27 protein-coding genes are annotated in these 25,523 nt (G+C 31.4%); 18 read left to right on the forward strand and 9 right to left on the reverse strand.

Going from position 1 to position 25,523, the window contains the following annotated elements:
* Window positions 1-96 precede the first annotated feature (96 nt).
* From KTF99_RS08340 to groL, 8 genes are all read left to right on the forward strand, one after another.
* A complete protein-coding gene (locus KTF99_RS08340; protein ID WP_003536004.1) occupies window positions 97-744 on the forward strand; it encodes a DUF4867 family protein in 648 nt (215 codons plus the stop codon).
* Window positions 745-923: 179 nt separating this feature from the next.
* Complete coding sequence (locus KTF99_RS08345; protein ID WP_003536005.1) at window positions 924-2,513, forward strand: alpha-glucoside-specific PTS transporter subunit IIBC; 1,590 nt, start codon at window positions 924-926, stop codon at window positions 2,511-2,513.
* Between the two features lie 16 nt (window positions 2,514-2,529).
* Window positions 2,530-3,858 carry a 6-phospho-alpha-glucosidase gene (locus KTF99_RS08350; RefSeq protein WP_008791263.1) on the forward strand — a complete coding sequence of 443 codons (1,329 nt, stop codon included), beginning with the start codon at window positions 2,530-2,532 and terminating at the stop codon, window positions 3,856-3,858.
* 15 nt (window positions 3,859-3,873) lie between these two features.
* On the forward strand, window positions 3,874-4,365 hold the full coding sequence (locus KTF99_RS08355; protein WP_003536021.1) for a hypothetical protein: 492 nt from the start codon (window positions 3,874-3,876) through the stop codon (window positions 4,363-4,365).
* A gap of 12 nt (window positions 4,366-4,377) precedes the next feature.
* Window positions 4,378-4,866, forward strand: a complete 489-nt coding sequence (locus KTF99_RS08360; RefSeq protein ID WP_009009467.1) for a PTS sugar transporter subunit IIA — start codon at window positions 4,378-4,380, stop codon at window positions 4,864-4,866.
* 112 nt (window positions 4,867-4,978) lie between these two features.
* Window positions 4,979-6,313 carry an MATE family efflux transporter gene (locus KTF99_RS08365; RefSeq protein WP_003536025.1) on the forward strand — a complete coding sequence of 445 codons (1,335 nt, stop codon included), beginning with the start codon at window positions 4,979-4,981 and terminating at the stop codon, window positions 6,311-6,313.
* A 122-nt stretch (window positions 6,314-6,435) separates the two neighbouring features.
* A complete protein-coding gene (locus KTF99_RS08370; protein WP_003536027.1) occupies window positions 6,436-6,696 on the forward strand; it encodes a GroES family chaperonin in 261 nt (86 codons plus the stop codon).
* Between the two features lie 13 nt (window positions 6,697-6,709).
* On the forward strand, window positions 6,710-8,326 hold the full coding sequence (gene groL, locus KTF99_RS08375; RefSeq protein WP_003536029.1) for a chaperonin GroEL: 1,617 nt from the start codon (window positions 6,710-6,712) through the stop codon (window positions 8,324-8,326).
* A 42-nt stretch (window positions 8,327-8,368) separates the two neighbouring features.
* Here the strand turns inward: groL and KTF99_RS08380 are convergent, their stop codons facing one another.
* The 3 genes from KTF99_RS08380 to KTF99_RS08390 form a co-directional block, all read right to left on the reverse strand.
* Window positions 8,369-10,273: an NAD(+) synthase gene (locus KTF99_RS08380; RefSeq protein ID WP_020994236.1), complete on the reverse strand. Its 1,905-nt coding sequence runs from the start codon at window positions 10,271-10,273 to the stop codon at window positions 8,369-8,371.
* Between the two features lie 81 nt (window positions 10,274-10,354).
* Window positions 10,355-10,513, reverse strand: coding sequence for a hypothetical protein (locus KTF99_RS08385; protein WP_217215517.1), 159 nt, complete (start codon window positions 10,511-10,513; stop codon window positions 10,355-10,357).
* 38 nt (window positions 10,514-10,551) lie between these two features.
* Window positions 10,552-11,715, reverse strand: a complete 1,164-nt coding sequence (locus KTF99_RS08390; protein WP_008791267.1) for an MFS transporter — start codon at window positions 11,713-11,715, stop codon at window positions 10,552-10,554.
* 198 nt (window positions 11,716-11,913) lie between these two features.
* On the opposite strand from KTF99_RS08390, the gene KTF99_RS08395 reads away from it, so the two are divergent.
* From KTF99_RS08395 to KTF99_RS08415, 5 genes are all read left to right on the forward strand, one after another.
* Window positions 11,914-12,672, forward strand: coding sequence for a formate/nitrite transporter family protein (locus tag KTF99_RS08395; RefSeq protein ID WP_008791268.1), 759 nt, complete (start codon window positions 11,914-11,916; stop codon window positions 12,670-12,672).
* A 671-nt stretch (window positions 12,673-13,343) separates the two neighbouring features.
* Entirely contained in the window at window positions 13,344-13,883 is a 540-nt protein-coding gene (locus tag KTF99_RS08400; protein ID WP_254210116.1) for an ECF transporter S component, read from the forward strand.
* On the forward strand, window positions 13,876-14,925 hold the full coding sequence (locus KTF99_RS08405; RefSeq protein WP_009299968.1) for a hypothetical protein: 1,050 nt from the start codon (window positions 13,876-13,878) through the stop codon (window positions 14,923-14,925). The genes KTF99_RS08400 and KTF99_RS08405 overlap by 8 nt, the downstream gene beginning before the upstream one ends.
* Before the next feature lie 141 nt (window positions 14,926-15,066).
* Window positions 15,067-15,813 (forward strand): metallophosphoesterase, encoded by a 747-nt coding sequence (locus tag KTF99_RS08410; protein WP_008791271.1) that lies wholly within the window; start codon window positions 15,067-15,069, stop codon window positions 15,811-15,813.
* A 56-nt stretch (window positions 15,814-15,869) separates the two neighbouring features.
* Window positions 15,870-16,622 (forward strand): MurR/RpiR family transcriptional regulator, encoded by a 753-nt coding sequence (locus tag KTF99_RS08415; RefSeq protein WP_003536060.1) that lies wholly within the window; start codon window positions 15,870-15,872, stop codon window positions 16,620-16,622.
* A gap of 137 nt (window positions 16,623-16,759) precedes the next feature.
* Here KTF99_RS08415 and chbG read toward each other — a convergent pair whose 3' ends face one another.
* Window positions 16,760-17,500, reverse strand: coding sequence for a chitin disaccharide deacetylase (gene chbG / locus KTF99_RS08420; protein ID WP_008791272.1), 741 nt, complete (start codon window positions 17,498-17,500; stop codon window positions 16,760-16,762).
* 123 nt (window positions 17,501-17,623) lie between these two features.
* Between chbG and aroE the strand changes: the two genes are divergently transcribed.
* The 4 genes from aroE to KTF99_RS08440 are packed head-to-tail and all read left to right on the forward strand — an operon-like array spanning window position 17,624 to window position 20,230.
* Window positions 17,624-18,493: a shikimate dehydrogenase gene (gene aroE, locus KTF99_RS08425; RefSeq protein WP_003536062.1), complete on the forward strand. Its 870-nt coding sequence runs from the start codon at window positions 17,624-17,626 to the stop codon at window positions 18,491-18,493.
* Window positions 18,493-19,080, forward strand: a complete 588-nt coding sequence (rdgB, locus tag KTF99_RS08430; protein ID WP_008791273.1) for an RdgB/HAM1 family non-canonical purine NTP pyrophosphatase — start codon at window positions 18,493-18,495, stop codon at window positions 19,078-19,080. Before aroE ends, rdgB begins: the two co-directional genes overlap by 1 nt.
* Window positions 19,081-19,590 carry a tRNA (cytidine(34)-2'-O)-methyltransferase gene (locus KTF99_RS08435; protein ID WP_003536064.1) on the forward strand — a complete coding sequence of 170 codons (510 nt, stop codon included), beginning with the start codon at window positions 19,081-19,083 and terminating at the stop codon, window positions 19,588-19,590.
* Window positions 19,580-20,230: a TIGR01906 family membrane protein gene (locus tag KTF99_RS08440; protein ID WP_029480736.1), complete on the forward strand. Its 651-nt coding sequence runs from the start codon at window positions 19,580-19,582 to the stop codon at window positions 20,228-20,230. The genes KTF99_RS08435 and KTF99_RS08440 overlap by 11 nt, the downstream gene beginning before the upstream one ends.
* Here KTF99_RS08440 and KTF99_RS08445 read toward each other — a convergent pair.
* The 5 genes from KTF99_RS08445 to KTF99_RS08465 all read right to left on the reverse strand — a co-directional run bounded on the left by KTF99_RS08445 (window position 20,220) and on the right by KTF99_RS08465 (window position 24,230).
* On the reverse strand, window positions 20,220-20,924 hold the full coding sequence (locus tag KTF99_RS08445; protein WP_029480734.1) for a restriction endonuclease: 705 nt from the start codon (window positions 20,922-20,924) through the stop codon (window positions 20,220-20,222). The genes KTF99_RS08440 and KTF99_RS08445 overlap by 11 nt on opposite strands.
* A gap of 296 nt (window positions 20,925-21,220) precedes the next feature.
* Complete coding sequence (gene rbr / locus KTF99_RS08450; RefSeq protein ID WP_003536067.1) at window positions 21,221-21,805, reverse strand: rubrerythrin; 585 nt, start codon at window positions 21,803-21,805, stop codon at window positions 21,221-21,223.
* Window positions 21,806-21,829: 24 nt separating this feature from the next.
* Window positions 21,830-22,219, reverse strand: coding sequence for a Fur family transcriptional regulator (locus KTF99_RS08455; RefSeq protein ID WP_003536068.1), 390 nt, complete (start codon window positions 22,217-22,219; stop codon window positions 21,830-21,832).
* 118 nt (window positions 22,220-22,337) lie between these two features.
* Complete coding sequence (locus tag KTF99_RS08460; protein WP_008791275.1) at window positions 22,338-23,195, reverse strand: Cof-type HAD-IIB family hydrolase; 858 nt, start codon at window positions 23,193-23,195, stop codon at window positions 22,338-22,340.
* Window positions 23,196-23,315: 120 nt separating this feature from the next.
* The gene (locus tag KTF99_RS08465) at window positions 23,316-24,230 is read right to left on the reverse strand and encodes a nucleoside recognition domain-containing protein (RefSeq protein WP_008791276.1); all 915 of its coding nucleotides are present in this window, start codon (window positions 24,228-24,230) and stop codon (window positions 23,316-23,318) included.
* Window positions 24,231-24,284: 54 nt separating this feature from the next.
* On the opposite strand from KTF99_RS08465, the gene hflX reads away from it, so the two are divergent.
* Complete coding sequence (gene hflX / locus KTF99_RS08470; RefSeq protein WP_020994235.1) at window positions 24,285-25,514, forward strand: GTPase HflX; 1,230 nt, start codon at window positions 24,285-24,287, stop codon at window positions 25,512-25,514.
* Window positions 25,515-25,523: the final 9 nt, after the last annotated feature.

Below are 25,523 nucleotides of genomic sequence, written 5' to 3' on the forward strand. Positions count from 1 at the left end.
TTGTTGATGCCTGGTTAACTGGTGAGTATGAAGGTGGGCGTCATCAAGTTAGAATTGATATGCTCAAAGATATTGAAGTGAGGCAATGTAAGTAAGATGTCATTAGAAATAATTCAAACTTTAAATCCTGAATATACAATCAAAAGTATTACTGACGAAGCTTTTAGAACTTATGGTAAGGTTATTGATAATAATATTGATGAAGCAATTGAATTTTGTATAGACTTTGTTCAGGCAGCTAAACAAGATAACTTTTATCTTCCTAGCGTTTTAGAAGTAGAACAATTGTCTTCGATTATTGAGCTGTCACATCGTGTTTATGGTTATTTAGAAATAATTGCAGGTATTGTCGCCGGTGATAATGTTGAATTAAGTGGAATTGAATATCATCAAGGAAGTGAAACAATTATTGCAGTCACTGATTATATTTTAGTAGTTGGGCATATATGGGATATGCAAGATGACACATATAATAGTTCTAAATGTGAACTTTTCTATGTTCCGAAAGGTACGATCGTTGAATGTTATAGTGCTACTTTACATTACACTCCTATAGCGGTTAGTAAAGAAGGCTTTATAACTATTTGTTTATTATTAAAAGGAACTGGCGATATTTTAGAAAAGCGTAAAAAGATTTTAAAGAAGAAAAATAAATGGTTTATTGCTCATCAGGATAACCTAGAAAAGATTGCCTCAGGGGATTATCCGGGTTTATTAGGCAGAAAAATCATAATTGATCATTAAGCAAGATTTTTATAATCTTGCTTCTTTTTTATTTGTGAAATTTCACGTTAAAATGTGATAATGGGCTATTATCTTAACATCGGTACAAACAGCCTTCAAAATATTGTAAGCGCTTTTAATTATTGTTAAGATAGGCATATAGGGACCTATACATTAGAAAAGTGAGGAGAGTTTAGAATATGATGCAAAAAATTCAAAGATTTGGTGGGGCGATGTTTACACCAGTCTTGTTATTTGCTTTTTCAGGAATTGTCATCGGTGTTTGTACAGTATTCCAAAGTGATGTCATCATGGGAAGTATTGCAGCATCAGACACTACTTGGTTTAAAGTATGGTATGTTGTAAAAGAAGCAGCATGGACAATCTTTAGACAAGTCAACTTATTATTTGTTATTTCGTTACCAATTGGTCTAGCTAAAAAACAAAATGCTAGAGCATGTATGGAATCATTTGTTTTATATTGTACTTTTAATTATGCATTAGCAGCACTATTAAGCAATTGGGGTTCATTTGTAGGAATTGATTACGCAATTGAAGCTGGTAGTGGTACAGGTCTTGCTAGTGTAGCAAGTATTAAAACGTTAGATACTGGAATGGTTGGTGCATTGATTGTTGCTGGTGTTGCAGTATGGTTGCATAACCGTTATTTCGATACAAAACTGCCTGAATGGTTAGGAGTATTTAGAGGTTCTTCGTTTGTGGCGATGATTGGTTTTCCCGTAATGATTGGATTAGCAGTTATTTTCTTCTTTATTTGGCCACAAGTTCAACATGGAATTGCTGGTGTTCAAACATTTATTATTAGCAGTGGCGCCTTAGGGGTATGGGTGTATACTTTCTTAGAAAGAATTCTGATTCCAACAGGATTACACCATTTTATTTATATGCCGTTTATGTATGATTCAGTTGCAATTGAAGGCGGAATCAAAACTGCTTGGGTAGCAGCAATGCCAGAAATCGCTAAATCAACAGCTTCATTAAGAACATTGTTCCCAGCTGGTGGTTATGCATTATATGGTTTCTCTAAAATGTTCGCTCCACTAGGTATTAGTGCGGCATTCTATGCAACAGCAAAAGAAAACAAGAAAAAAGAAGTATTAGGATTAATGATTCCGGTTACTTTAACAGCAATGTTTGCAGGGATTACAGAACCAATTGAATTTACATTCTTGTTTATTGCGCCGGTAATGTTTGCAGTGCATTCTGTTTTGGCAGCATCATTAGCAACAGCACAATATTTAATTGGAATTAGTGGTGACTTTGGAAGTGGAATTATTTCTAATGCGGCCTTGAACTGGATTCCACTTGGATCAGCACATTGGCAACAATATTTATTATCAGTTGTAATTGGTCTAGTTTTCTCAGGAATTTGGTTTATTGTATTTAAATTTATCATTGAAAAATTTGATTTTAAAACACCTGGTCGTGAAGACGATGATGAAGAAGTTAAGTTGGTTTCAAAAGCTGAATATAAAGCTTCTAAAGAGGATACAAGCAATGATCCAACTGGAAATATTGAAGTTAAAGGTGGCGATGCTGGTAAAGCAGCAGCTTTCTTAGCGGCATTAGGTGGTAAAGATAATATAGAATCAGTTACAAACTGTGCAACTCGCTTAAGAGTATCAGTTAAAGATGAAACATTAGTACAACCGGTTGGAGTCTTTAAAAAGGCTGGTGCTCATGGTTTAGTTGCTAAAGGTAAAGCGTTCCAGGTTATCGTTGGATTAACAGTACCTTATGTAAGAGAAGAATTTGAAAAGTTATTATAAAAAGGGGAGAAGAAGAATGAAAAAACAATCATCTATTTGTATTGCTGGCGGTGGAAGTACTTTCACCCCAGGAATTGTTCTAATGCTTATGGAAAATCAAGAACGTTTTCCAATTCGTCAAATTAAATTATATGATAATAATGCAGAGCGACAAAATAAATTAGCTGAAGCATTAGGAATTTTAATGAAAGAAAGATATCCAGAAGTTGCCTTTTCTTGGACAACTGATCCAGAAACGGCATTTACGGATATTGATTTTTGTATGGCACATATTCGTGTTGGTTTATACGCAATGCGTGAACTAGATGAAAAAATCCCATTAAAACATGGTGTTGTTGGTCAAGAAACATGTGGACCTGGTGGTTTAGCATATGGAATGCGTTCAATTGGTGGTGTTTTAGAAATTTTGGATTATATGGAAAAGTATTCTCCTAATGCCTGGATGTTGAATTATTCAAATCCAGCTGCTATCGTAGCTGAAGCAACTAGAAGATTACGACCAAATTCTAAAATTATTAATATTTGTGATATGCCAATTGGAATTGAAAGAAATTTTGCTACTATTTTAGGCTTAGAATCACGTAAAGATATGATTGTAAGATATTATGGTTTAAATCACTTTGGCTGGTGGACATCAATTACTGATAAAGAAGGTAATGATTTAATGCCAAAAATTAAAGAACATTGTCGTCAATTTGGTTATGCTGTTGATACTGAAGATTTTCAACATCGCGATCAATCTTGGATTGATACTTATACTAAAGTTAAAGATGTATATGCGGTTGATCCTGATACATTACCAAATACTTATTTAAAATATTATTTATATCCAGATTATGTAGTTGAACATTCAAATAAAGAATATACACGTGCTAATGAAGTTATGGATGGACGAGAAAAAAGAGTATTTGGGGCAGCTGCTGATATTGTAGCGAAACAAACTGCTAAAGATTGTGGATTTAGTACGGATACACATGCTGCTTATATCGTCGATTTAGCTTGTGCAATTGCTTTTAATACAAAAGAAAGAATGTTGTTGATTGTTCCTAACGATGGTGCAATAATTAACTTTGACCCAACAGCAATGGTTGAAATTCCATGTATCGTTGGTAATGAAGGTGCTGAACCATTAAAAATGGGAGAAATTCCACAATTCCAAAAAGGTTTGATGGAACAACAAGTATCAGTTGAAAAATTATGTGTTGAAGCTTGGATCGAAGGAAGTTATCAAAAAATGTGGCAAGCTTTAACATTATCAAAAACAGTACCAAGTGCTAAGGTAGCAAAAGAAATTTTAGATGATTTAATTGAAGCAAATAAAGGATATTGGCCAGAATTAAAATAATAGGAGGAAGTGAAAATGGTGTACGGAAAACTACAATCAATATTTAAATTTTTTAAAGGAATGAGTGCCTTGGATATTGTAAAATATCTATTTGTGGGTATTCCTATCTTGATTCTTGGATTCTTGTATTTATTTATGGCCCAAGGGGATATTGAAAAGATGTTTAATGAACCTTTGATTGTGGGACAATTATTACTCGTTCTAGCAATGCCATTTTGTTATCTTGCAATGCGCAATATCTGTCAAGATCTTAAAGATCGAAAAAAACGTGATGGATTGTTAATTCCGTTATGGATCTTAATTGTCTATCAAGTTAGTTCATTTAATATGATTTGTAGTTTTCTCATCATTTATGGTACTTTCCAAGAGTATGGTAAAGGAATGTTTGCAATAAAAAAATTCACTATAAATAATAGTACTAAAGCGATGTTAGTGGGATTGATTCCGCTTGGTATGTTGTACGGATTAGTTTTATTTGTTAAAATTAGATTAGGAATACTATTCTAGGAGGAATCAGGAATGTTAAATTTGTTTAAGAAAAAAAGTAAATCAGTAGAAGTATTAGCACCACTAACCGGGACGACACTTTCAATTGAAGAAGTGCCAGATCCTGTCTTTTCAGAAAAAATGATGGGGGAAGGAATTGCCATCAAGCCTACTACAGATACAGTTGTAGCGCCGTTTAAGGGGACAGTTAAAATGTTAATGCCTAATTCTGGACATGCAGTTGGTCTGTTGAGTGAGGATGGTCTAGAAATATTGATCCATGTGGGGATGGATACAGTTTCGTTAGAAGGGGAAGGATTTGAAGTTTTAACAGAAGTTGAAGCTAAAGTAGAGCCGGGTGATCCATTAATAAAATTCGATGAAGCATTTTTGAAATCAAAAGAGATGGATACTCTTACAATGGTTGTTGTAACTAATCCTGGTGATTTTCAACCGGAGCAGTTCTTAACAAATAAAGAGGTTAAAGCGGCTAACGATCCGATCATGGTTTATAAAAAATAATAGAAAAGTATTATTGGTTAAAAACTGATCATCATTTGGTGATCAGTTTTTTAGTTAGCTATTTTAATCATTAGTGTACTGGAGTATACTGTAGATATTTGGAGGGAAAATAATGGAAGGGAAAAATGGTTTAATGACACATGGCAATATTGCAAAACAGCTGATCGTGTTTGCGATACCATTATTGGTTGGAAATTTATTTCAACAGCTGTATAATACAGTCGATAGTATCGTTGTAGGTAATTTTATTGGTGATCAAGCTTTAGCAGCAGTAAATTCCAGTGGACCAATTATTGATATGCTGGTTAGTTTTTTTATGGGGTTATCATTAGGTGCCGGTGTTTTAATTTCTAATTATTTTGGAGCTCAAGATTGTCAGGGAGTTAAAGAAGGTGTTCATACAGCAATGGCTTTAGCGCTTGTTTCAAGTCTTATCACAACAATAGTCGGAGTGATTTTCACCCCAATAATCTTAAAATGGGTAAGAGTTGATTCATCCGTAATTGGGCAGAGCATTATTTATTTACGGATTTATTTTTTAGGAGTAATTGGTTTAATTATTTATAACATGATTAGTGGAATCTTAAGAGCGGTTGGTGATTCTAAATATCCATTATATTTTTTAGTTGTTTCATCGATTGTAAATATTATTTTAGATTTGGTATTTGTTGTAATTTTTAAGATGGGAATTGCTGGGGTGGCGATTGCTACTACGATTGCTCAGATCACTAGCGCATTATTATCAATTTATATTTTAGTGAGATCTAAAGAAATGTATAAACTAGAATTGCAGCAGATTCATTTTTATCCCGATATTTTAAAAAAGACAGCTAAGATTGGAATGCCTAGTGCAATGCAAAATGCGGTAGTTTCTTTTTCAAATATTATTATGCAGTCAAATATTAATGTGTTTGGTGCTTATGCGATGGCTGGAACAGGTTCATATACTAAAATCGATGGATTTGCTATCTTACCGGTTTTAAGTTTTGCAATGGCATTAACAACTTTTGTTGGACAAAATAAGGGTGCACAAGAATATGAAAGAATAAAAAAAGGGGCACGTATTGGAACTTTGATCAGCTGTGGGATCATTTTGACACTGACAATCATTATTGTTTTTACAACCCCGTATTTATTAAGAATTTTTTCATCAAATTCCCAAGTAATTGAATATGGACGAACGATGATGTTATGTATTGCTCCAGGCTATTTATTTTTAACTCTATCCCAATGTATTTGTGGTGTTTTACGGGGTGTTGGAAGAACCAATATTCCAATGTTTGTTCTAATTGGGTGCTGGTGTATTTTTAGAGTAATCTGGGTTACAGTAACAACTAACATTTTCCATAACATTGTTTTTGTAAATTTAGGCTGGCCAGTTTCTTGGATTTTTAGTTCGCTTGTATTAGGCATATATTATTATAAAGCTAACTGGTTATATGACTAGGTTCTTCTTTTTTGAAGAATCTTTTTTTGTAAAAAATTAGCACTTGTATTGACAAAGTGCTAGAAAAGGATATAATAATTTTAGCACTTAGGAATGGCTAGTGCTAAAAAGGAGTGATTAAAATGATTAAGCCATTACATGATAATGTTATTTTGAAAAAAGATGAAGTAGAAAATAAAACATCTAGCGGAATTATTTTAACAACCGAAACAAAAAAGATTCCCAGTGTAGCAACAGTTGTTGCTTTAGGTCCTGATTGTAAATCCGAAATTAAAGAAAATAGTAAAGTTGTTTACAAAGAATATTCAGGAACTAATATTAAAATTGACGAAGTAGATTATATTGTCATCGAAGAAAAAGATATTTTAGCTTATATTGCTTAGGAGGTAATTAGAAATGGCAAAAGAAGTTAGATTTTCAAGTGACGCCCGCAAGTCAATGTTAAAAGGAGTAAATACTCTTGCAGACGCTGTATGTATTACGTTAGGTCCTAAGGGGCGAAATGTTGTGTTAGAAAAAAGTTATGGTTCACCATTGATTACTAATGATGGTGTTAGTATTGCTAAAGAAATTGAATTAGAAGATAAATTTGAAAATATGGGAGCAAAATTAGTATATGAAGTAGCTAATAATACTAATGATGTTGCTGGTGATGGAACAACAACAGCAACTATTCTTGCTCGTAATATGATCAATAGCGGGATGAAAGCCGTTGATAAAGGATGTAATCCTGTTCTAATGCGTGAAGGTATTGAATATGCGAGCAAAGAGGTAGCAAAAACTATTTTGAAGAATTCACGTAAAGTTGAAACTAGTGGAGATGTTGCTAGTGTTGCAACGATTTCGGCTGGTAGTAAAGAAATTGGAGATTTAATTGCTGAAGCGATGGATAAGGTTGGTCGTGATGGGATTATTAATGTTGATGAAAGTAATGGATTTGATAATGAATTAGAAATCAGTGAAGGAATGCAGTATGATAAAGGATATGTTTCGCCATACATGGTTTCTGATCGTGAAAAAATGCAAGTCGAATTAGAAAATCCATATGTTTTAGTAACTAATCATAAAATTAATAATTTACAAGAAATTTTACCAGTACTTGAACAAGTTTTAAAGACAAACAAACCATTATTATTGATTGCTGAAGATTATGAAAATGAAGTAATTTCAACTTTAGTTTTAAATAAATTACGTGGTACTTTCAATGTTGTTGCAACTAAGGCTCCTGGTTTTGGTGATAATCAAAAAGAAATGCTGCAAGATATTGCTGCATTAACAGGTGCAAAACTTTATAATAAAGACTTAAATATGAAGTTGGAAGAACTTCAATTAGAAGAACTTGGTACTATTAAAAAAGTTATTGTGACTAAAGATAATACTACTATGATCAGTGGTAATGAAGAAAATCCTGAGTTAAAGGCACGAATTGAAGAAATAAAAACAAGAGTTGCTAGCAGTACTAGTGATTATGATAAAAAACAATTCCAAGAACGCCTTGGTAAGTTAACAAATGGGGTTGCAACAATTAAAGTTGGAGCGACTACTGAAAGTGAATTAAAAGAAAAGAAATTACGTATTGAAGATGCTTTAAATGCTACTAAAGCAGCAGTTGCAGAAGGTATTGTAATTGGTGGTGGAGCAGCATTAGTTGAAGCTTATAAAGAATTAAAACCAGTGCTTAAAAATGATAATGTTGATGTTCAAAAAGGTATTAATATCGTGATGGAAGCATTATTATCACCAATTTGTCAAATTGCTGAAAATGCTGGATATAACAGCGAAGATATTGTTGATATGCAAAAATCTGCAGCTAAAAATCAAGGATTTGATGCCAAAAATGGTGAATGGGTTGATATGTTTGATAAAGGAATTATTGATCCGACTAAAGTTACTCGTAGTGCATTATTAAATGCTGCAAGTATCTCAGCTTTATTTATTACAACTGAAGCTGGTGTTGCAGAAATTAAGTCTGAAACACCAGAGGCTCCAATGATGCCAAATCAAATGTATTAATAAAAAAGGTTTTGTATTGATTTTAAATACAAAACCTTTTTGTTATATTTTTTCGATTTCATCGATCCAGTTACTTACGTTTGCATCACTTGGCATTCGCCAGTCACCACGAGGAGAGAGAGAGACACTTCCAACTTTAGGACCATCTGGGATACAGCTACGTTTAAATTGTTGGCTAAAGAAACGCCAATAAAATTTAGTTAGCCATTTCTTAATAGTTTCTTTGTCGTATTTATCTTTAAAAGCTAGTTTAGTTTTACGATATAGTTTACGTGGTTCATCACCAAAACGGACCATATGATAAATAAAGAAATCATGCAGCTCATATGGACCTACGATATCTTCAGTTTTTTGAACGATCTGATCATTTTCTTGAGGTAATAACTCTGGTGAAACAGGTGTATCTAGTATATCTTTTAAGATTGTTTCTAATTTTTCTCCATGATACAAACTAGCTACGTAATCAACTAAATAACGAACTAAGGTTTTAGGAACAGAGACATTTACTGCATACATTGACATATGATCGCCATTGTATGTTGACCAGCCTAAAGCAACTTCTGATAAATCTCCAGTTCCAATCACAAGACCACCAACTTGATTAGCTTTATTCATGAGAATTTCTGTTCTTGTTCTTGCTTGAACATTTTCATAAGTAACATCATGAATATTTTCATCTTGTTCAATATCTCTAAATTGAATACGGACAGATTCTGTAATATCAACTTCAATACTTGTTACAGCTAATTCTTCCATTAATCCTAAGGCATTGTTTTTAGTCCTTGAAGTAGTTCCAAAACAAGGCATTGTAATTGCAATAATATCCTTTGTATCATAATTTAGTTTTTTGAAGGCCATCGTACATACTAATAAGGCTAAGGTAGAATCTAACCCCCCCGAAATACCAATAACGACTTTTTTGATTCCGGTGGCTTTTAAGCGCTGCATTAAACCTCTTGTTTGGATATCAAATACCTCTTTACAGCGTTTAGCCCGTAAGTCTCGATTACTAGGGACAAATGGGTGGGGATCATAATAATATGTGGTATTTAAATCGATATTTGTTGAATCAAAATAAATAGTTTCATAATTATGATATGATTTAAAAGTTGTCATTTTTCGACGTTCACTTGATAATTTCTTTAAATCGAGATCACCATAGATCAGTTCACTGTCAAAACCTCGGCTCTCTTTGATCATTGTTCCATTTTCACTAATAATGTGATGCCCACTAAAAACAACATCTGTGGTACTTTCGCCATTACCGGCATTACAATAAACATAGCCACAAACTAAACGAGCTGATTGAGAACTTACTAGTAAACGACGATAATCGCTTTTTGTTGTAATTTCATTGCTGGCAGAAGGATTTAAAATTAAATTAGCACCATTTAAAGCCAGTTTAGTACTTGGGGCATCTGGTAACCAAAGATCTTCACAAATTTCAACTCCAAATTTAAAATCTGAATTAGTTGTTGAAGCAAAAACATAGTGAGTTCCAAAAGGTATCTTTTGACCATTAAAGTTTGTCAATGTATTTTCTTTTGGGGCTTGTTCAAAACGACGGGCTTCATAAAATTCCTGATAATTAGGAATATGTGTTTTAGGGACTAAGGCAAGCAGCGCCCCTTGATGAATTACTGCAGCTACATTATAAAGACTATTTAAATGTTGATAAGGTAGACCGACAATGGTGATTAAATCTTTATTATTTGTTGCAGTGATAATTGTTTGCAGTTGCTGTTTAGCCTCATTTAATAAGCGATCTTGATTGAAAAGATCTTCACAAGTATATCCGGTTAAACAAAGCTCGGGTAGAACTAAAACTCTAGCATCATTATGATAAGCTTCATTAATTAAGTTACAAATATTTTCACTATTATTTTTTACGTTAGCAATACTAGTTTCAAAAGAACCAGCAGCGACACGGATGTATCCATCTTTCATTATATCTCCTCCAATGACTATATTGTACACTGATAAATGTTTCTAAACAAGCTGAAAAAAGTAATCTAATTATTGACTAGATTACTTTTTTAAAACCATGACCTTTTCATTTTTTAAATCAAGTTCGTCGGTGAATTGGAAGCCGCGCATTTGATATAAAGAAGTGGCAGCTTCTAATTGTAAAACGATTTTGCGATTTTGTTCATCTACTTTTTTATGATTGTCAAAATTTCCCACCATATTTATAATATTAATAATTATTGCATTTCATGATTAGATTATTCAACTTTTTTAGTAAACTTGAATTTAAAACATAAGATCAAAGCAATTGTAATTGAAGAAGCAAAAATTAGATACATAATGGTATAGCCATTATTTCCTGGGAAAATATCTAAAACTCGACCTCCAATAATTTGAAAAATCAAAGCTGAAAAGCCTTTGGCTAACATCGATGAAATACCATAGGCACTATTGACATATTGTTCATCAACTAAATCTAATATAATTCTTACAGCAACAAGAATAAAAACAATTGTTGTTAGACCTTGAAAAAAGAAAACAGACATAATCAAATATGGTGCTGGACAAGTTGAATACCAGACAAAGCGAATGATAGATAAAACACAGGCAAATATCATTAAAGCTTTATATGAAATCTTTTTCATATAACGATCTGAAAATAAGACAGCAGGGATCTCTGATAAGGTACTAAATAACAGAGTCGTTCCTACAATCGTAGTAGTCCCTCCTAAACCTTTGATTACTAATGGGAGGTAAACCATTTGGGCAGAACTTGGGCCTTGAAAAAGAATATAGATTAACATAAAAATTTTAAAAGGTTTGTTGTGCCATAAATGTTTTAAAACTTCTTTAGTTGTTACCTTGGCTGCTTTACCAACGATAAGCGGTTTAGCATCGTGCATCATATAAAAAGAAAACAACATGAGCAATAGACCAGCTGCAAAAATATAGAAGTTTGCAGTTGGTGAAATATAGTCATAAACAATACCGCTTACCTGAGCAGCAATAGCATAAAGAATAGATCCCCAAACTCTGATTGCTCCAAATGGATATGGTGAGGCAGTAGCTAAACGATCTGTTAAGGCGGTAATTCCGTTTAAACAACCTTGAGTGAAGCCGTTCAATAAAAATAAAAAGATAAAAGACTTTGTTGAAGCAAATAGTAAACCAAAAATAATTGTTAATGCACCAGTTATAATTGCGACTAGTTTTGGACTTTTAAATTTATCAGCTAGAAAACCTGTAATTGGTTGAGTCGCCATTGCAAACAAAGCCGCAGCCGAAGTGATTAATGAAATTTCAGTAGCCGAGCAGTTTATTCCAGCAAGATAGACAGAAATGATACAAGAAAACATTGCCCATGAAAAATAGAACATCCCATTTCCTAAGGCGTAGTAGATATAACTTCCCTTTTTGAACATGTATGACCCTCCAAATATTTTTTGATGCTTCGATTTTATCACTGAAATTTTTTAAGTAAGCGCTTTTTCATTTTTTGGAAAAGAATATCTAGAATCCGGTATAAGAGCTATATTTTTTACAACATAGCACCAGACAAGTAATTTGTTGAACTTGGAAGAATAATGGTTTATAATGAAACAGGTTTGGAGGGTTTCAATATGAGTTTTGAAATGTTATCAGATTTAGGGATAAAAAAATATGAAATGTGTCGTGATGATATTGGGCGCTTCTTTGCTCGTTCAGTAGTTGCGGGATTATATTTAGGATTAGCGACGATCTTATCAACAACATTAGGAACATTGCTATTTAAAGATAATTTAATTGCTTCAAAAATTGCTGTAGCAGGTTCATTTGGAATCGGATTAGTAATTATTGTAATTTTAGGATCAGAGTTATTTACAGGAAATTGTTTTACAACAATGATTCCTGTTTATGGTAAGAAATTGAAGTTTCGTCAGATAATTCCCATGTGGATAGTTTGTTATTTTGGGAATTTTGTAGGAATTGCACTAGTTTGTTATTTATTTTTTATTAGTGGTAGTAATCATGAACTGCTTTCGGAATATGTTGTTAGTTGTGCAAATACAAAATTAAGTTTTGATATCATTGAATTATTAGTCAAAGCAGTTTTATGTAACTTTATCGTTTGTGTAGGTGCTTACGTAGGGATGAAGATGCAGGACGATACGGCCAAAACAATTATTATGATGATTGTGGTTATGGCATTTGTTTTACCTGGATTCGAACATAGTATTGCTAATATGGGTTCTTTCACTTTAACGATAGGGGCTTTAGGAAGTGGTGCTAACTTTGGTTTGATTGCTATACATATGATCGTAGTAACTTTTGGTAATATGATTGGTGGTGGAGTTTTGTTAGGATTACCACTATATCTAATGATTAAGCCAAATAAATAAAAATCTATGATAATGAATTTATGATTCATTATTAATAGATTTTTTTATTTGCATTTATTACGGTTTTAAATTTTTGTTCGGGAATAAATTATATCAATATCAAAAATACCTAATCGATCAGCTTTATTAATACTAAGAATAACATCATAATCATCTTTGTTGATAAAAGTACGATAACATAGAGGTGTTAATTGATTGGTAGAAATTGTATGTTTTGATGATTATTTTTAAGTATCAGTATAGTTAATTGCTCTTTTAAAATGTGCCTATAGAGATAAAACGCTCATCTTCTTCAATAATACTAGCTTGATATTGATAGGAAATTAATTATTTTGGTGAAGCTAGTCCAATTAAAGGATTAAATTTTTGGTAACCTTTATTTTACCTGAATATAGGAAAATAGTTAATTTAAGATTATTTTGTGGTGCATACATACACAATTTCTACTGACAGTCATCAATAACTCTTTTATTTTAAAAAAAATTATTGCCTAAGCGATTGAACTTGATTATTGATGTTGACAAAACTGTGGTTTATCGATAAAATTTTTATACATGATTAAAGCAAGAATAGACGTTGTCAAGAAGATAACATTATGCCATGAAGGTAGTAGACTGTTTTGAAAAACAGGTATTTTTATGGCTTTTTTCATGTTTTATAAGGAGGGAAAAATGAAAAATTTAAGTGTTAGAAATATCGTTTTAGCTGGTTTTTTCTTGGCAGTAGGAATTGTTTTACCGTTTTTTACGATGCAGATACCAAGTATCGGCAATATGTTGTTACCAATGCATATCCCAGTATTGATTTGTGGGTTTGTTTGCGGGTGGCCGTTAGGATTAATTGTTGGTTTTATCTTATCATTGCTTAGAAGTATGTTATTTACAATGCCGCCAATGTATCCAACTGCATTAGCTATGGCTTTTGAATTAGCTGCTTATGGAGCTTTAACAGGGTTATTTTATAATCGTTTAGCTAAAAAGCCGCTCAATACTTATATTGCTTTAGGAATAGCGATGATTGGTGGAAGAGTAATCTGGGGAATTATTAGTGCAATATTATATGGAATGGCAGGACAGCCATTTGGATTTGCAATCTTTATAGCTGGAGCTTTTACCAATGCAATTCCTGGAATCATATTACAGCTGATCGTGATTCCAATATTAATTATGGCATTAGAAAATGCGCATTTAATTAAATATAATAATGATTAGTGCACTCGTTACAACTCAGCTAGAGAAATATCCCCAAATGAAGGCTCAGGATATTATTAAATTGATTTATCAAAATGAATTTGGTGGTGGTCATATGATTGATGATCCTGAGACTAGTTTAAAGCGTTTAAAAGATGAGGCAAAGCAGTTAAAAAATAATAGTTTTATTGAAGAAGACATAGGAAATGATTTGGTTCGTGTTTACTTAGGAAATGCTGGTGAATTAGAACTGCTTACATTAAATCAATTATTTGTATATTCTGCTAAACTAATGAACGGGAGTATTATTTCCTTCATTAATAAGTTAGAGCAATTAAAGAGTGCTTGTCAAAGAGGGACAATTAGTTTTGATTATAGGCAAATTTGTTTAGAAATCGAAAATTACGAGAAACTTAATTATCCTCCTATTAGTCATTCATCAACATATCGGGAACTATATCAGCCACATTATCGAGTTATTAATAAACAGATTTATAGCTATTTTCCCGTAATTTTAAAAATTAATCAATTATTGCAAACAACCGATCGTTTAAATATTGCTATTGATGGAAAATGTGGTGCAGGGAAGTCGACCCTTGGTGAAATGATTAAGGCAATTTTTGAAACAAATCTTTTTAAAATGGATGATTTTTTCTTACAGCCTTTTCAACGAACTGCTGCTCGTTTAAATGAACCGGGTGGAAATATTGATTATGAACGTTTTAAAGAAACAGTAATTGTTCCTTTGCAACATCAGGAAAGCGTTAAATATCAGCGTTTTGATTGTTCAAAGATGGCTTTAGAAGCTCATGTAGAATTAATTCCATATTCTCGCTTTAATGTTATTGAGGGAACTTACAGTATGCATCCGTATTTTGGAATGTTTTATGATTTCACGATTGCTTTGAATGTATCTGATGATATTCAAGCTAAGCGTATTTTAATGCGTAATGGTGAGATGATGTATGAGAAATTTAAGAAAATCTGGATTCCTTTAGAGAATAAATATTTTGATCAATATAATATTTTTAATGTTGCGGATTTGCAATATTATAGTAATTAAGCAGCAATTTTAAGGAAATAAATTGCTGTTTTTATTTTGTGAAAAAGCCTTATTAAATCAAAAAATTACTGATTACTTTTAGCATATCTGTTTAAAAAATGTTTGTTTAATGATAAACTTAAATAAGAAAGGGTGATAGTAATGCCTAAAAATATATATGTACTTTCTGACCTTCATGGCCACTACAATATTTTTATCAAAATGTTGGAAAAAATTAATTTTTCTGATGATGATGTTCTATATATTTTAGGGGATTGTTGTGATCGAGGTCCAGATAGCTTAAAAATTTATTTATATATTCAAAAATTTGATAACATTCATTTAATTAAGGGAAATCACGAGATTATGATGCGTGATGCTTTTAAAGTTGATGACCCTGCTTCATCACAAGGCCGGATGTGGGCTCAAAATGGTGGAAATAAAACATTTCACAGCTACCATGAATATTTACATAAAAAAGCATTTAATGACTGTGATTATAAAGTAATTAAAGCGGCGTTTTATAAGATGATGATTGATTACATTGACCGTTGTCCTTCATTTATTGAACTGAATTGTAATGGTCAAGATTATGTATTGATTCATGCAGGAATCAATCCTGAAAAGGGGTTATATGAACAAACTGAAGAAGAATGTGCATGGATGCGCGAGTATTTCTTTATGTCAAAAGGTTTGGATAATAAGATTATTATTTTTGGTCATACGCCAACTTGTTATATTCATCAGGCAAGTGGCTGTTTTGATGTTTGGTATGATCCGGTTTTTAAAGATAAGATCGGGATTGATGGCGGTTTAGGACCATTTGATAAAGGGCAGCTAAATTGTTTATGTTTAAATACTCAAGAAGTATTTGTAATTAAAAAAAGTGAATTGGCTATTCAGGAATAGAAAAAACTCTAATTTTAAAATTAATAAGAGTAGAATTAAATCAAGGGAGGTATTTTATGAATTTATTAATAAGTAGAATATTAACGTATTTAAATGGGACATTGCTTTATGATTCACATTATCGTTTTTGTAAATTCATTGTTTATCATTACTTAGAATTAGAGGATTTATCTTTCAATGAAGTTAGTGAAAAAAGTCAAATCAGTAAAGAGGATATTTTAAGGTTTTGTGCTTTGCTTGGTTTTGATGATTATGATACATTTAAAGCCGAACTGTTGAGATCACATATGATTCGTTTAGATCAGATTCGGGCTCGAATGCTTGGGGTTAATAGTGAGCAGCTGATTGATGAAATGGAAAAATCTTGTTCGAATGAAGTAATGAGTGAATATATCTCGACTATTTGTGAAGCTATCTTTAAAGCTAAGCGTGTTGTTTTAATAGGAGCTTTATATCCGATGTCTATTGCAGTAGAATTTCAAACTGACTTAGTTAGTTTTGGGAAACCAGTAATTCAGTATCATAATTTTGATAAAGATATCCAGCTTGATGAAAATGATGTTACTATTTTTGTGTCTGCAACAGGTAGGTCAATGAATTCATTTGTTGAAATAAAAAAAGAATTACGGGTTGATTTAACAACATCTATTTTAATTACTCAAAATAAAACATATGCTTTAGATGAATATAAGATTTCTGATTATGTAATTCAAGTACCGGGAAAATTTGATGGAATCAATTTTAATTATCAAATTATGACTATTTGTGATTTATTAAGAGTACATTATTATCAACAATACTATTTGTAAAATGAATAATAATTTATCTTTTTTTGTTAATTATTAAAAGAGGATTTCCAAAATGGAGATCCTTTTAATCTATATAAAAAATAAAAGACTGTTTTACAGCCTTTTATATAATAATTAATTTTTATTTTTAAATCCATTTATATCTTTTTTAAATCACTATAGTTAATTAATTGAATGTTATTATCCTTAATAAAGTTTTTCATTTCTTCACTACGTAATAATGCCAATTCTTTCATTCGTGGTAAGCAATAACTAGTCATATCGTATAAACGTTGATCAACATATGCAGGATGACACATATATTCTAAAGTTTCTTCATCAACTTTCATTGAATTAGACATAAAATCATAAGTGATCAAATCATCATACATTTGATCATTACAACGTACATATTCATAATTATCAATGATTTGGTCCCGTTGTCTGATCGGTAGATCATATTCTCTTGCTAATTTAATTACCACTTCTTGATGTTGCGGTAATAGATGAACATGGTGATGAGAGTCAATATGAGTTGGTTTTTTACCAGCTATTTCAATGAATTTCTCTATTTGAGCTTTCCACTCTGTGTATAATTCTTCAGGATCAGCATGGGGTTGATGATCTGGATAGTCTTTTGGACGAATAAAGTTACCATCTTTATCAGTATAACTTTTAGCACCATCTACTAATGGTCTCCCAACTGTTAAGACTAAGTGGATCCCAACACCTAAATCTGGATAATTTTTAGCTTGATCTAAAGCAAATTTAGCAAATGGCATATTCATCATACATGTAGTTGATGTAAGAATTCCATCAGCATGTGCCATTAAAATACCAATTGAATTTCCTTCGGTCATACCAAAATCGTCAGCATTAACAATTAATTTTTTTATCATTTCATAGTCCTCCGTATCTATATCTCCATTATAGGCTATTATAAAAATAATATATATTTTTTTCAAAAACTGCAAACTTTCTGTCATCCATGCTATAATACTTTTAAAAAATGGAGGGAGATCATGAAATCACAAATTAGTGCAACAACAAGTTTATATGCTTTTATCGCTAGTCCTGCACATCATTCTAAATCACCAGCGATGCATAATACAGCCTTTGAACAATTAGGCCTTGATAGTGTTTATTTAGCATTTGATATAAAGAGTGAGGAATTAAAAGATACGATTGCTGGGTTTAAGGCGATGAAAGTTAGAGGAGCTAATGTTTCAATGCCTCATAAACAAAATATTATTCCGTACCTTGATGAAATATCAACAGCTTCAAGATTATGTAATGCAGTGAACACAATTACTTTTAAAGATGGAAAATATTATGGTACGATTACCGATGGAATTGGCTTTACTAGAAGTCTTGAAGAGCAAGGATGGTTGATTAAAGACAAAAAGATAACTATGGTCGGAGCCGGCGGTGCGTCAACTGCAATTATGGTACAGCTTGCTTTAGATGGGGTAAAAGAAATAATCGTTTATAACCGAACTATGCGTACAGAGTTTCAGGAGATAATCAATAATACAATTATTGAAACAGGTTGTACGATTACCTTAAAATCTTTAAGTGATTTAGAAAGTTTGAAAAAAGATATGCACAGCAGTTATCTTTTTATCAATACTACTGGTGTCGGTATGGAACCGATGTTAGAACGATCAGTAGTACCAGATGCTTCTTATTTTAAACCAGATTTAAAAGTAGCTGATATTATTTATCAGCCTGCAGTTACAAAAATGCTGCGATTAGCAAAAGAAGCGGGTTGTGCAACGATGAATGGTGAATTGATGCTGCTTTATCAAGGAGTTGAATCATTTAAAATATGGACAGGTCAAGAAATGCCAATTAATGAAGTAAAAAAAGTACTAGGAATCGAGGTAAAATAATGAAAGAAATAATTGTTGCTTCAACTAATCAAGGAAAAATCAAAGAAATTAAAGCAATGCTTAAAGATATTGATATTGAAGTATTATCGATGAAAGATGTTTTAGAGCAAGAATTGGAAATTGAAGAAACAGGAACAACATTTAAAGAGAATGCACTGATTAAAGCTCAAACAATTGCAAATATTGTTAACAAGCCGGTCTTAGCCGACGATAGTGGTCTAGAAGTTGATGCTTTAGACAAACAACCAGGAATTTATTCAGCACGTTTTTTAGGTGCAGATACTAGTTATAATATTAAAAATCAATACATAATTGATGCGCTTAAAGATAAAGAGCGTACTGCTCGCTTTGTTTGTGCGATGGCTTTAGTTATACCTGGTCAAGAACCAATTTTAATTGAAGAAACGATGGAAGGCTTGATCAATGATAAAATTGAAGGAGCTAATGGGTTTGGATACGATCCAATTTTCTATTTTCCGCCATGTCAGATGACTTCGGCAATGATGTCAATGGAGGAAAAAAATAAATACTCACATCGAGCTAAAGCTTTAAAAAAATTATATACGATTTTAAAGGAGATATTATAAATGAATCATATCGTATTAGTTCATCCAGCCATTCCCCAAAATACAGGGAATATTATGAGAACGTGTGTCGCTACTAACACTAGTTTACACATTATTAAACCAATGAGTTTTGAATTAGATGATAAAAAAATGAAACGTGCGGGATTAGATTATGTTAAAGATCTAAATTTGTATGTTTATGAAAACTATGAAGAGTTTGAACAAAAAAATCCTGGAGAATATCATTTTTTTACGCGTTATTCACATCTTTGTTACACTGATCAAGACTTTAGCGATGATAAAAAAGAACATTATTTATTTTTTGGTCATGAACATGATGGAATACCTAAAGAAATTTTAACCAAGCATTTAGATCGTTGTTTAAGAATCCCGATGAGTGATAAAGTTAGAAGTTTGAATCTATCAAATTGTGCTGCTATTTGTATTTACGAGGTTTTAAGACAACAAAGTTATCCAAATCTTTCAAAAGTTGAAGTTCAAAAAGGGGAAGATTTCTTATATGAGTTATAATAAAAAAGACATTTTTTTAGCAACGATGTTAATGTTATTTATTATTTCATTAGCAATAGTATTCACTGTCTTTTTTAAACAGCTGTATTATTTAGATATTAATTATTTAGGAATTGATTTAACGAGTGGAATGTCAGTTGAAACAATAAAAAAGAATTACGATGTTTTAATTGCATATCAGTCGATCTTTTATCGGGGAACGTTGAATCTGCCAGATTTTGTAATGTCAACAAACGGTAGGATTCATTTTGAAGAAGTAAAAACAATTTTTGAGGCAATCCAGGTAATTATGGTAGTTAGTGGGTTGATCTCATTACCGTTAGTAATTAGACGATTTAAAGAAAAAGAATATCGTTTTTTAAAGCTTACTGGGCTGATTACTATTATTGTACCAGCAATGTTGGGTTTTGTTGTAGCATTAGATTTTGAAAGTGCTTTTATAACTTTTCATCAAATTGTATTTAGAAACAATTATTGGGTATTTGATTATCGTAATGATCCGGTAATCAATATTTTACCAGAAACCTTTTTTATGCATTGTTTTATTATGATTGTTATAATTGTAATTACTCTAGCAGGGTTATGTTTATTTTATTATTATCATAAGCAAAAGCAAATAATAAACGATACTATTGAATAGTATCGTGATAATCATGAATCGTATATTCAGGCTCTTTTAAAATAATAGGAGTCTTTTTTTTATCTTTCAAAATTTTAACAATGATACTGATAAACAAAAACATACTTATCAATAAAGGAATCAGTAAATAGTCTTGATGCTGTAAATAGTAATAAGATAAAATGGCGGTAGTAATGAAGGTAAACAGAGGATAATAAAGTGGTAATGATTTAGTTAAAATCTTAGATTTTTTTAAATAGTGATAAAGAGTATCTTGATCCCATAACTCAACATTTGTATTTTTAGCGAGATTAATTGCAGCACTGCTAAAAGTATTGTTAGTGAAGACTACTGGAATATCGCACTGATAGTATTCACAACCGCTTTTTGCTTCCTGAACTGCTTTGATTCCTACTGTTTTGCTGTAACGTTTACATTGTATAGCATATGTATATTTGTTTTTATATGCAAAGACATCAATTCCGTAATCGCTACTGCTTTGGCTGACATTCACTTGTTTAAAGCCGTTTTTTTCTAATAATGTTTTGGTGAAATACTCAAAATCATGACCATCCATTGTATTGATATATTCTAAATCTAAATTATTAAAGTAAATATTTTTAATTATTTTATATATTAGTTTAAAAAGTATAGTAATTATTTTTAAGGGTAAAACAAAAATTGTATTAATGAGCCATAAGATAATTAGTTTCATTGTCGCACCTCGCTAGTCATTATATCATAAAATTAAATATTACAAAATTGTAAGAATATTGTCATGAAGTTCGATGGTTTGTACTATTAAAATAGATTATTATATAAGTGTAGGAGGTGGCAAGAATGAAAAATATAAAAGAATTAATTGCTATCATCAAATTTAGTTTTCAATTATATTTTAATCACTAAAATAGTTGATTTATATAGATAGCAGTTAGACTGTACAAAAGAAACTATTCAAAGCAGTTTTTTAATATTAATAATAAAAAGCCCTCTAGTAAGGGCTTTAAATAATTATCCTAAAAAGAAAGTATTTACTTCAAAGTGAGCTTGAGGATGATCACAAGCTGGACATCTTTCTGGTGCTTCTAAACCTTCGAAAATAAATCCACAGTTATTACATTTCCATACAACTGGTGTTTCTCTTTTAAATGTATTACCAGCTTCTAAAGCTGCTAATAATTTTAAATATCTTTCTTCATGATGTTTTTCAGCAATTGCAATGCTGTCTAAAACTGTAGCAATATCTTCAAATCCTTCTTCACGAGCTGTTTTAGCAAAACTTGGATACATATCTGTATATTCTTCGTTTTCTCCTGCAGCAGCTGCTTTTAAGTTTTCAGCAGTAGTTCCTAATAATACTGGGAAGTTTCCATCAGTATATAATGTTTCTCCAGCTAAATCTTTATTCATTAATTTCATTAATCTTTTGGCATGTTCTTTTTCTTGATTTGCTGTTTCTAAGAAAATATTTTGAATTTGTACAAATCCTTCTTTTTTAGCGATTGAAGCATAGTAAGTATAGCGATTACGTGCTTGGCTTTCTCCCGCAAATGCATGCATTAAGTTGTTAGCTGTTTTAGTTCCTTTAAGTGTCATAGTTAGTTTCCTCCGTTATTTTCTTTAATTTTTCTTTTTTAAACATTCTTCACATATACCGCTAAAAACAATATCCGTTTTTTCGATATGATGTTTAGTATGTTCTTGTACTACATTACTAATGTTTTCATCATGGTAAGTGATGTCAAACACTTGATTACATTCATTACAGATAAAATGATAATGATCACTAATGTCCCCGTCGAAATGGACGATTGTTTGACCAACATCTAATTTTCTGATCATTTTAGCATCAGCTAAAAAGTTAAGATTACGATAAACAGTTCCTAAACTTAAGCCGGGGTTATCTTTTTTTAAATCACTATAAATAGCTTCAGCAGTAGGATGATCGCATCTTGCTTTTAAATTTTCGTAAATCAATTCACGCTGTTTAGAGTATCTTGTCTTTGGCATACGCTACCTCCTTTTCTATAATAGTAATGGTTACTATTATAGTATATCTTTTGTTAGTATATGTCAATAGCTTATTGATAATTATTATTAATAAAAGAAAAAAGTACGCTTCAGCGTACTAATCTTTTAATTCTGGAATGTATTTATATAATGCTTCAGCAATACCATCTTCATCATTAGATAAAGTTATATATTGACTAATATCTTTTAAGTCTTGAACGGCATTAGCCATAGCAACACCTGTTCCTGCATATTTAACCATTGATGCATCATTATGACCATCACCAAAAGCAATCATTTCATCTTGGCTATAACCCATTGGTTTTAAAACAGTATCTAAAGCTTTAGCTTTATCAATTCCTTGAGCCGTAAATTCAAAGTAGAAAGGACCGGTAAACATACAGCTTAGACTATCTTTAAATGGTTCCATCATTTCTTGATAGTGTTCTTGAAGATATTCAGGATCACTAGTAGTTAAGATTTTATTGATCTCAAAATCAGCAAAAGCTGCTAAATCGTCAATCTCACATAACTTATAGTTTCCACCACGTGATTCATATTCAATAACATTGAATGGTGCACCATTGAAATTAATATAGTTATCATAAACATTGTTGACAAACATATATTCACCTTTGTCAATCATTGGACGTACACGATCGAACTTCTTCATATGCTCTAAGACAGCTTTGCCTTCTTCAATGCTCAATGGTTGATTAAATAATTCTTCTTTTGTTTGGCAGTCAACAACTTTACTACCATTATAACATACGAATAAACCATGATATTTATCCATTTGTAATTCATGCCCTAATCCAATAAGGCCAGATGTTGGACGCCCAGAAGCTAAAATTAATTTAATACCTAACTCTTGTGCTTTCATTAAAGCTGCTTTAGTTTTTGGGGTAACAATTTTTTGACTGTTGGTTAATGTTCCATCAACATCCATAATAATTATTTTAAATTTGCTTTCCATAATCATTCTCCTCTTTACATCTTTCTATTATACTGAAAATATTTGTCGAGGACGATTCTTTTTAATAAATGAAAAAATTATTTCATTAAAAATAATAAGATGGTTAAAAAAATGATAAGCTCATAACAGATAAGTTAAAATTAATAGACATAAGGTAAATGAACAAAGACCATGAAATAAGCGAGCTTTGAAATAAGCCTTAAAACTATAGTCAATTCCATCTAAAAGATTATCCGTTTGCATCATTACACTAAGACCACTAAAAGATAGATTAAAACAAATTAAGCTATATACTAGTGGGGTATGACTAAATTGTAATAGTTGAAGACTTCCAGAACTAAACTCAAGAACTCCCTGAATAATAGCATTAATGAAGCTGTCCTTAATAATATGACCAATAGCATATCCTACGAATTGAAAAACCAGCATATAACCAAGGATGAAAATAAAAGCATAACATGAACTTAAAATGCTTTGTTTCAAAGCTTCCACAAAACTGACATGGGGCTTTTTTAGTCTAATGATTGATTCCTTCAAACTTTGAAACTCATAATGCTGGTGATAAAATAAAGCTTTAATAATACTAGGTGCTAGATGACAAAAATATATGATCAATGGATATTCAAGATGCAATGATACAAAAATAAAGGAAATTGAAGCAAATGAAGCAATAGATAAAAGATGTTGTAATTCTTGAGAATTAATATAATTTAATTCATATGCTTCTTTGATCATTTTAACATTAGTTGGATAACCACAAAAAAATGAGATGAAGTATATAGAAGACATGATTGGAGATAATTTAAATAATGGTTTAAAGATCCATTGGATTAAATAGCTAAAGAGATTTAATAACCCTAAAGATAAACAGAGTGAAATAAGGATCATAAATGGTAATAATGAAGGTAATAGATTATTAATAATTATTTTAATCACATTATTAGAGAGTGAAACAATTTGAAACATGTTAAAGAATGAAAATAGTGTAATAAAGGCAACTAATAGTAAAGTAAAATAGTAATTGAATTTTTTCATATGCTTTCCTTCTAGTAATATAAGATTAGATAAGGTAAAATGGAGTGGGGTGAAATGATGAAGGCATTAATAGTCGGTGTTAGATATAAAGAAATGAATTATGATTTAGATAATTCATTAATTGAATTAGAGGAATTATGTAAAGCATGTAATATTGAAGTGATAAAAAGATGTGTGCAAAATCTTGATAAGATTAATCCTTCATTATATATTGGTACTGGAAAGGTTCAAGAAATTAAAGGACAGTTAGATAATCTTGACCTAGTGATTTTTAACGAAGAATTATCACCACTACAAGTAAAAAATTTAACAGATATTTTAGATATTGAAGTAACTGACCGAACTGATCTAATTTTACGAATTTTTGAAGTTCGAGCGAAAACCAAAGAAGCAAAACTGCAAGTTGAAATAGCTAAAGGTCAATATTTATTGCCACGTCTAGCGGGCATGAAAGAACATTTATACAGCCAGCAGGGTGGTTCGGGATTCAGAGGAAGCGGTGAAAAACAAATTGAATTAGATCGTCGTTTGGTTTCAAATCAAATCTTTAATGCTAAAAAGCAATTAGCTAATATTGTTAAACAGCGTCAAAATCAACGAAAAAGACGAAAAGACAATGAGATGAAGGTTATTGCTTTAGTCGGTTATACTAATAGCGGCAAAAGTACTTTAATGAATGCTTTTTGTCTAAATAAAAATAAGCAGGTATTGCAAAAAGATATGCTATTTGCAACATTAGAAACAGCGACACGGCATATTACGATCAATCAGCACCCCTGTTTATTGACAGATACAGTTGGTTTTATTGAGCGTTTACCGCATCATTTGATTCAAGCTTTCCGTTCAACTTTAGAAGAAGTAGTTGAAGCCGATTTGTTGATTCATGTTGTTGATGCTTCCAACCCTAATTATGAGCAGTATATTAATACTACTAATGCAGTTTTAAAAGAATTAGGGATAAAGGATACGCCGATGATTTATGCATATAACAAAGTTGATTTAAATAAATATGGCTTTATTGTACCGTTAGAGCCATATGCATTTATTTCTGCTAAGGAACGTATTGGACTAGAAGTATTAGAAAAGTCAATCAGCGATATCCTTTTTAAAGATTATGCAATCTATGATTTAAATATTCCTTATCAAGATGGTGAAGTATTTAAGTATTTACATCAGCATTGTTTAGTGTTAGAATTTCAGTATTTAGAAAATAGTATTTATATGAAAATCGAAGCTCATCCAAGATTTATGGTACAGTATGATCAATATTTATTAAAACATTAAAGGAGGTTT

The organism is Erysipelatoclostridium sp. MSK.7.34, assembly GCF_019041935.1.
Taxonomy (GTDB): Bacteria; Bacillota_I; Bacilli_A; order Erysipelotrichales; family Coprobacillaceae; genus Thomasclavelia; species Thomasclavelia ramosa.

What these genes read in the sequence shown, in the direction of transcription:
- KTF99_RS08340 (WP_003536004.1), top strand. Translation starts at nt 97, where the DNA reads ATGTCATTAGAAATAATTCAAACTTTAAATCCTGAATATACAATCAAA.
- KTF99_RS08345 (WP_003536005.1), top strand. Translation starts at nt 924, where the DNA reads ATGATGCAAAAAATTCAAAGATTTGGTGGGGCGATGTTTACACCAGTC.
- KTF99_RS08350 (WP_008791263.1), top strand. Translation starts at nt 2,530, where the DNA reads ATGAAAAAACAATCATCTATTTGTATTGCTGGCGGTGGAAGTACTTTC.
- KTF99_RS08355 (WP_003536021.1), top strand. Translation starts at nt 3,874, where the DNA reads ATGGTGTACGGAAAACTACAATCAATATTTAAATTTTTTAAAGGAATG.
- KTF99_RS08360 (WP_009009467.1), top strand. Translation starts at nt 4,378, where the DNA reads ATGTTAAATTTGTTTAAGAAAAAAAGTAAATCAGTAGAAGTATTAGCA.
- KTF99_RS08365 (WP_003536025.1), top strand. Translation starts at nt 4,979, where the DNA reads ATGGAAGGGAAAAATGGTTTAATGACACATGGCAATATTGCAAAACAG.
- KTF99_RS08370 (WP_003536027.1), top strand. Translation starts at nt 6,436, where the DNA reads ATGATTAAGCCATTACATGATAATGTTATTTTGAAAAAAGATGAAGTA.
- groL (WP_003536029.1), top strand. Translation starts at nt 6,710, where the DNA reads ATGGCAAAAGAAGTTAGATTTTCAAGTGACGCCCGCAAGTCAATGTTA.
- KTF99_RS08380 (WP_020994236.1), bottom strand. Translation starts at nt 10,273, where the DNA reads ATGAAAGATGGATACATCCGTGTCGCTGCTGGTTCTTTTGAAACTAGT.
- KTF99_RS08385 (WP_217215517.1), bottom strand. Translation starts at nt 10,513, where the DNA reads ATGGTGGGAAATTTTGACAATCATAAAAAAGTAGATGAACAAAATCGC.
- KTF99_RS08390 (WP_008791267.1), bottom strand. Translation starts at nt 11,715, where the DNA reads ATGTTCAAAAAGGGAAGTTATATCTACTACGCCTTAGGAAATGGGATG.
- KTF99_RS08395 (WP_008791268.1), top strand. Translation starts at nt 11,914, where the DNA reads ATGAGTTTTGAAATGTTATCAGATTTAGGGATAAAAAAATATGAAATG.
- KTF99_RS08400 (WP_254210116.1), top strand. Translation starts at nt 13,344, where the DNA reads ATGAAAAATTTAAGTGTTAGAAATATCGTTTTAGCTGGTTTTTTCTTG.
- KTF99_RS08405 (WP_009299968.1), top strand. Translation starts at nt 13,876, where the DNA reads ATGATTAGTGCACTCGTTACAACTCAGCTAGAGAAATATCCCCAAATG.
- KTF99_RS08410 (WP_008791271.1), top strand. Translation starts at nt 15,067, where the DNA reads ATGCCTAAAAATATATATGTACTTTCTGACCTTCATGGCCACTACAAT.
- KTF99_RS08415 (WP_003536060.1), top strand. Translation starts at nt 15,870, where the DNA reads ATGAATTTATTAATAAGTAGAATATTAACGTATTTAAATGGGACATTG.
- chbG (WP_008791272.1), bottom strand. Translation starts at nt 17,500, where the DNA reads ATGATAAAAAAATTAATTGTTAATGCTGACGATTTTGGTATGACCGAA.
- aroE (WP_003536062.1), top strand. Translation starts at nt 17,624, where the DNA reads ATGAAATCACAAATTAGTGCAACAACAAGTTTATATGCTTTTATCGCT.
- rdgB (WP_008791273.1), top strand. Translation starts at nt 18,493, where the DNA reads ATGAAAGAAATAATTGTTGCTTCAACTAATCAAGGAAAAATCAAAGAA.
- KTF99_RS08435 (WP_003536064.1), top strand. Translation starts at nt 19,081, where the DNA reads ATGAATCATATCGTATTAGTTCATCCAGCCATTCCCCAAAATACAGGG.
- KTF99_RS08440 (WP_029480736.1), top strand. Translation starts at nt 19,580, where the DNA reads ATGAGTTATAATAAAAAAGACATTTTTTTAGCAACGATGTTAATGTTA.
- KTF99_RS08445 (WP_029480734.1), bottom strand. Translation starts at nt 20,924, where the DNA reads ATGAAACTAATTATCTTATGGCTCATTAATACAATTTTTGTTTTACCC.
- rbr (WP_003536067.1), bottom strand. Translation starts at nt 21,805, where the DNA reads ATGACACTTAAAGGAACTAAAACAGCTAACAACTTAATGCATGCATTT.
- KTF99_RS08455 (WP_003536068.1), bottom strand. Translation starts at nt 22,219, where the DNA reads ATGCCAAAGACAAGATACTCTAAACAGCGTGAATTGATTTACGAAAAT.
- KTF99_RS08460 (WP_008791275.1), bottom strand. Translation starts at nt 23,195, where the DNA reads ATGGAAAGCAAATTTAAAATAATTATTATGGATGTTGATGGAACATTA.
- KTF99_RS08465 (WP_008791276.1), bottom strand. Translation starts at nt 24,230, where the DNA reads ATGAAAAAATTCAATTACTATTTTACTTTACTATTAGTTGCCTTTATT.
- hflX (WP_020994235.1), top strand. Translation starts at nt 24,285, where the DNA reads ATGATGAAGGCATTAATAGTCGGTGTTAGATATAAAGAAATGAATTAT.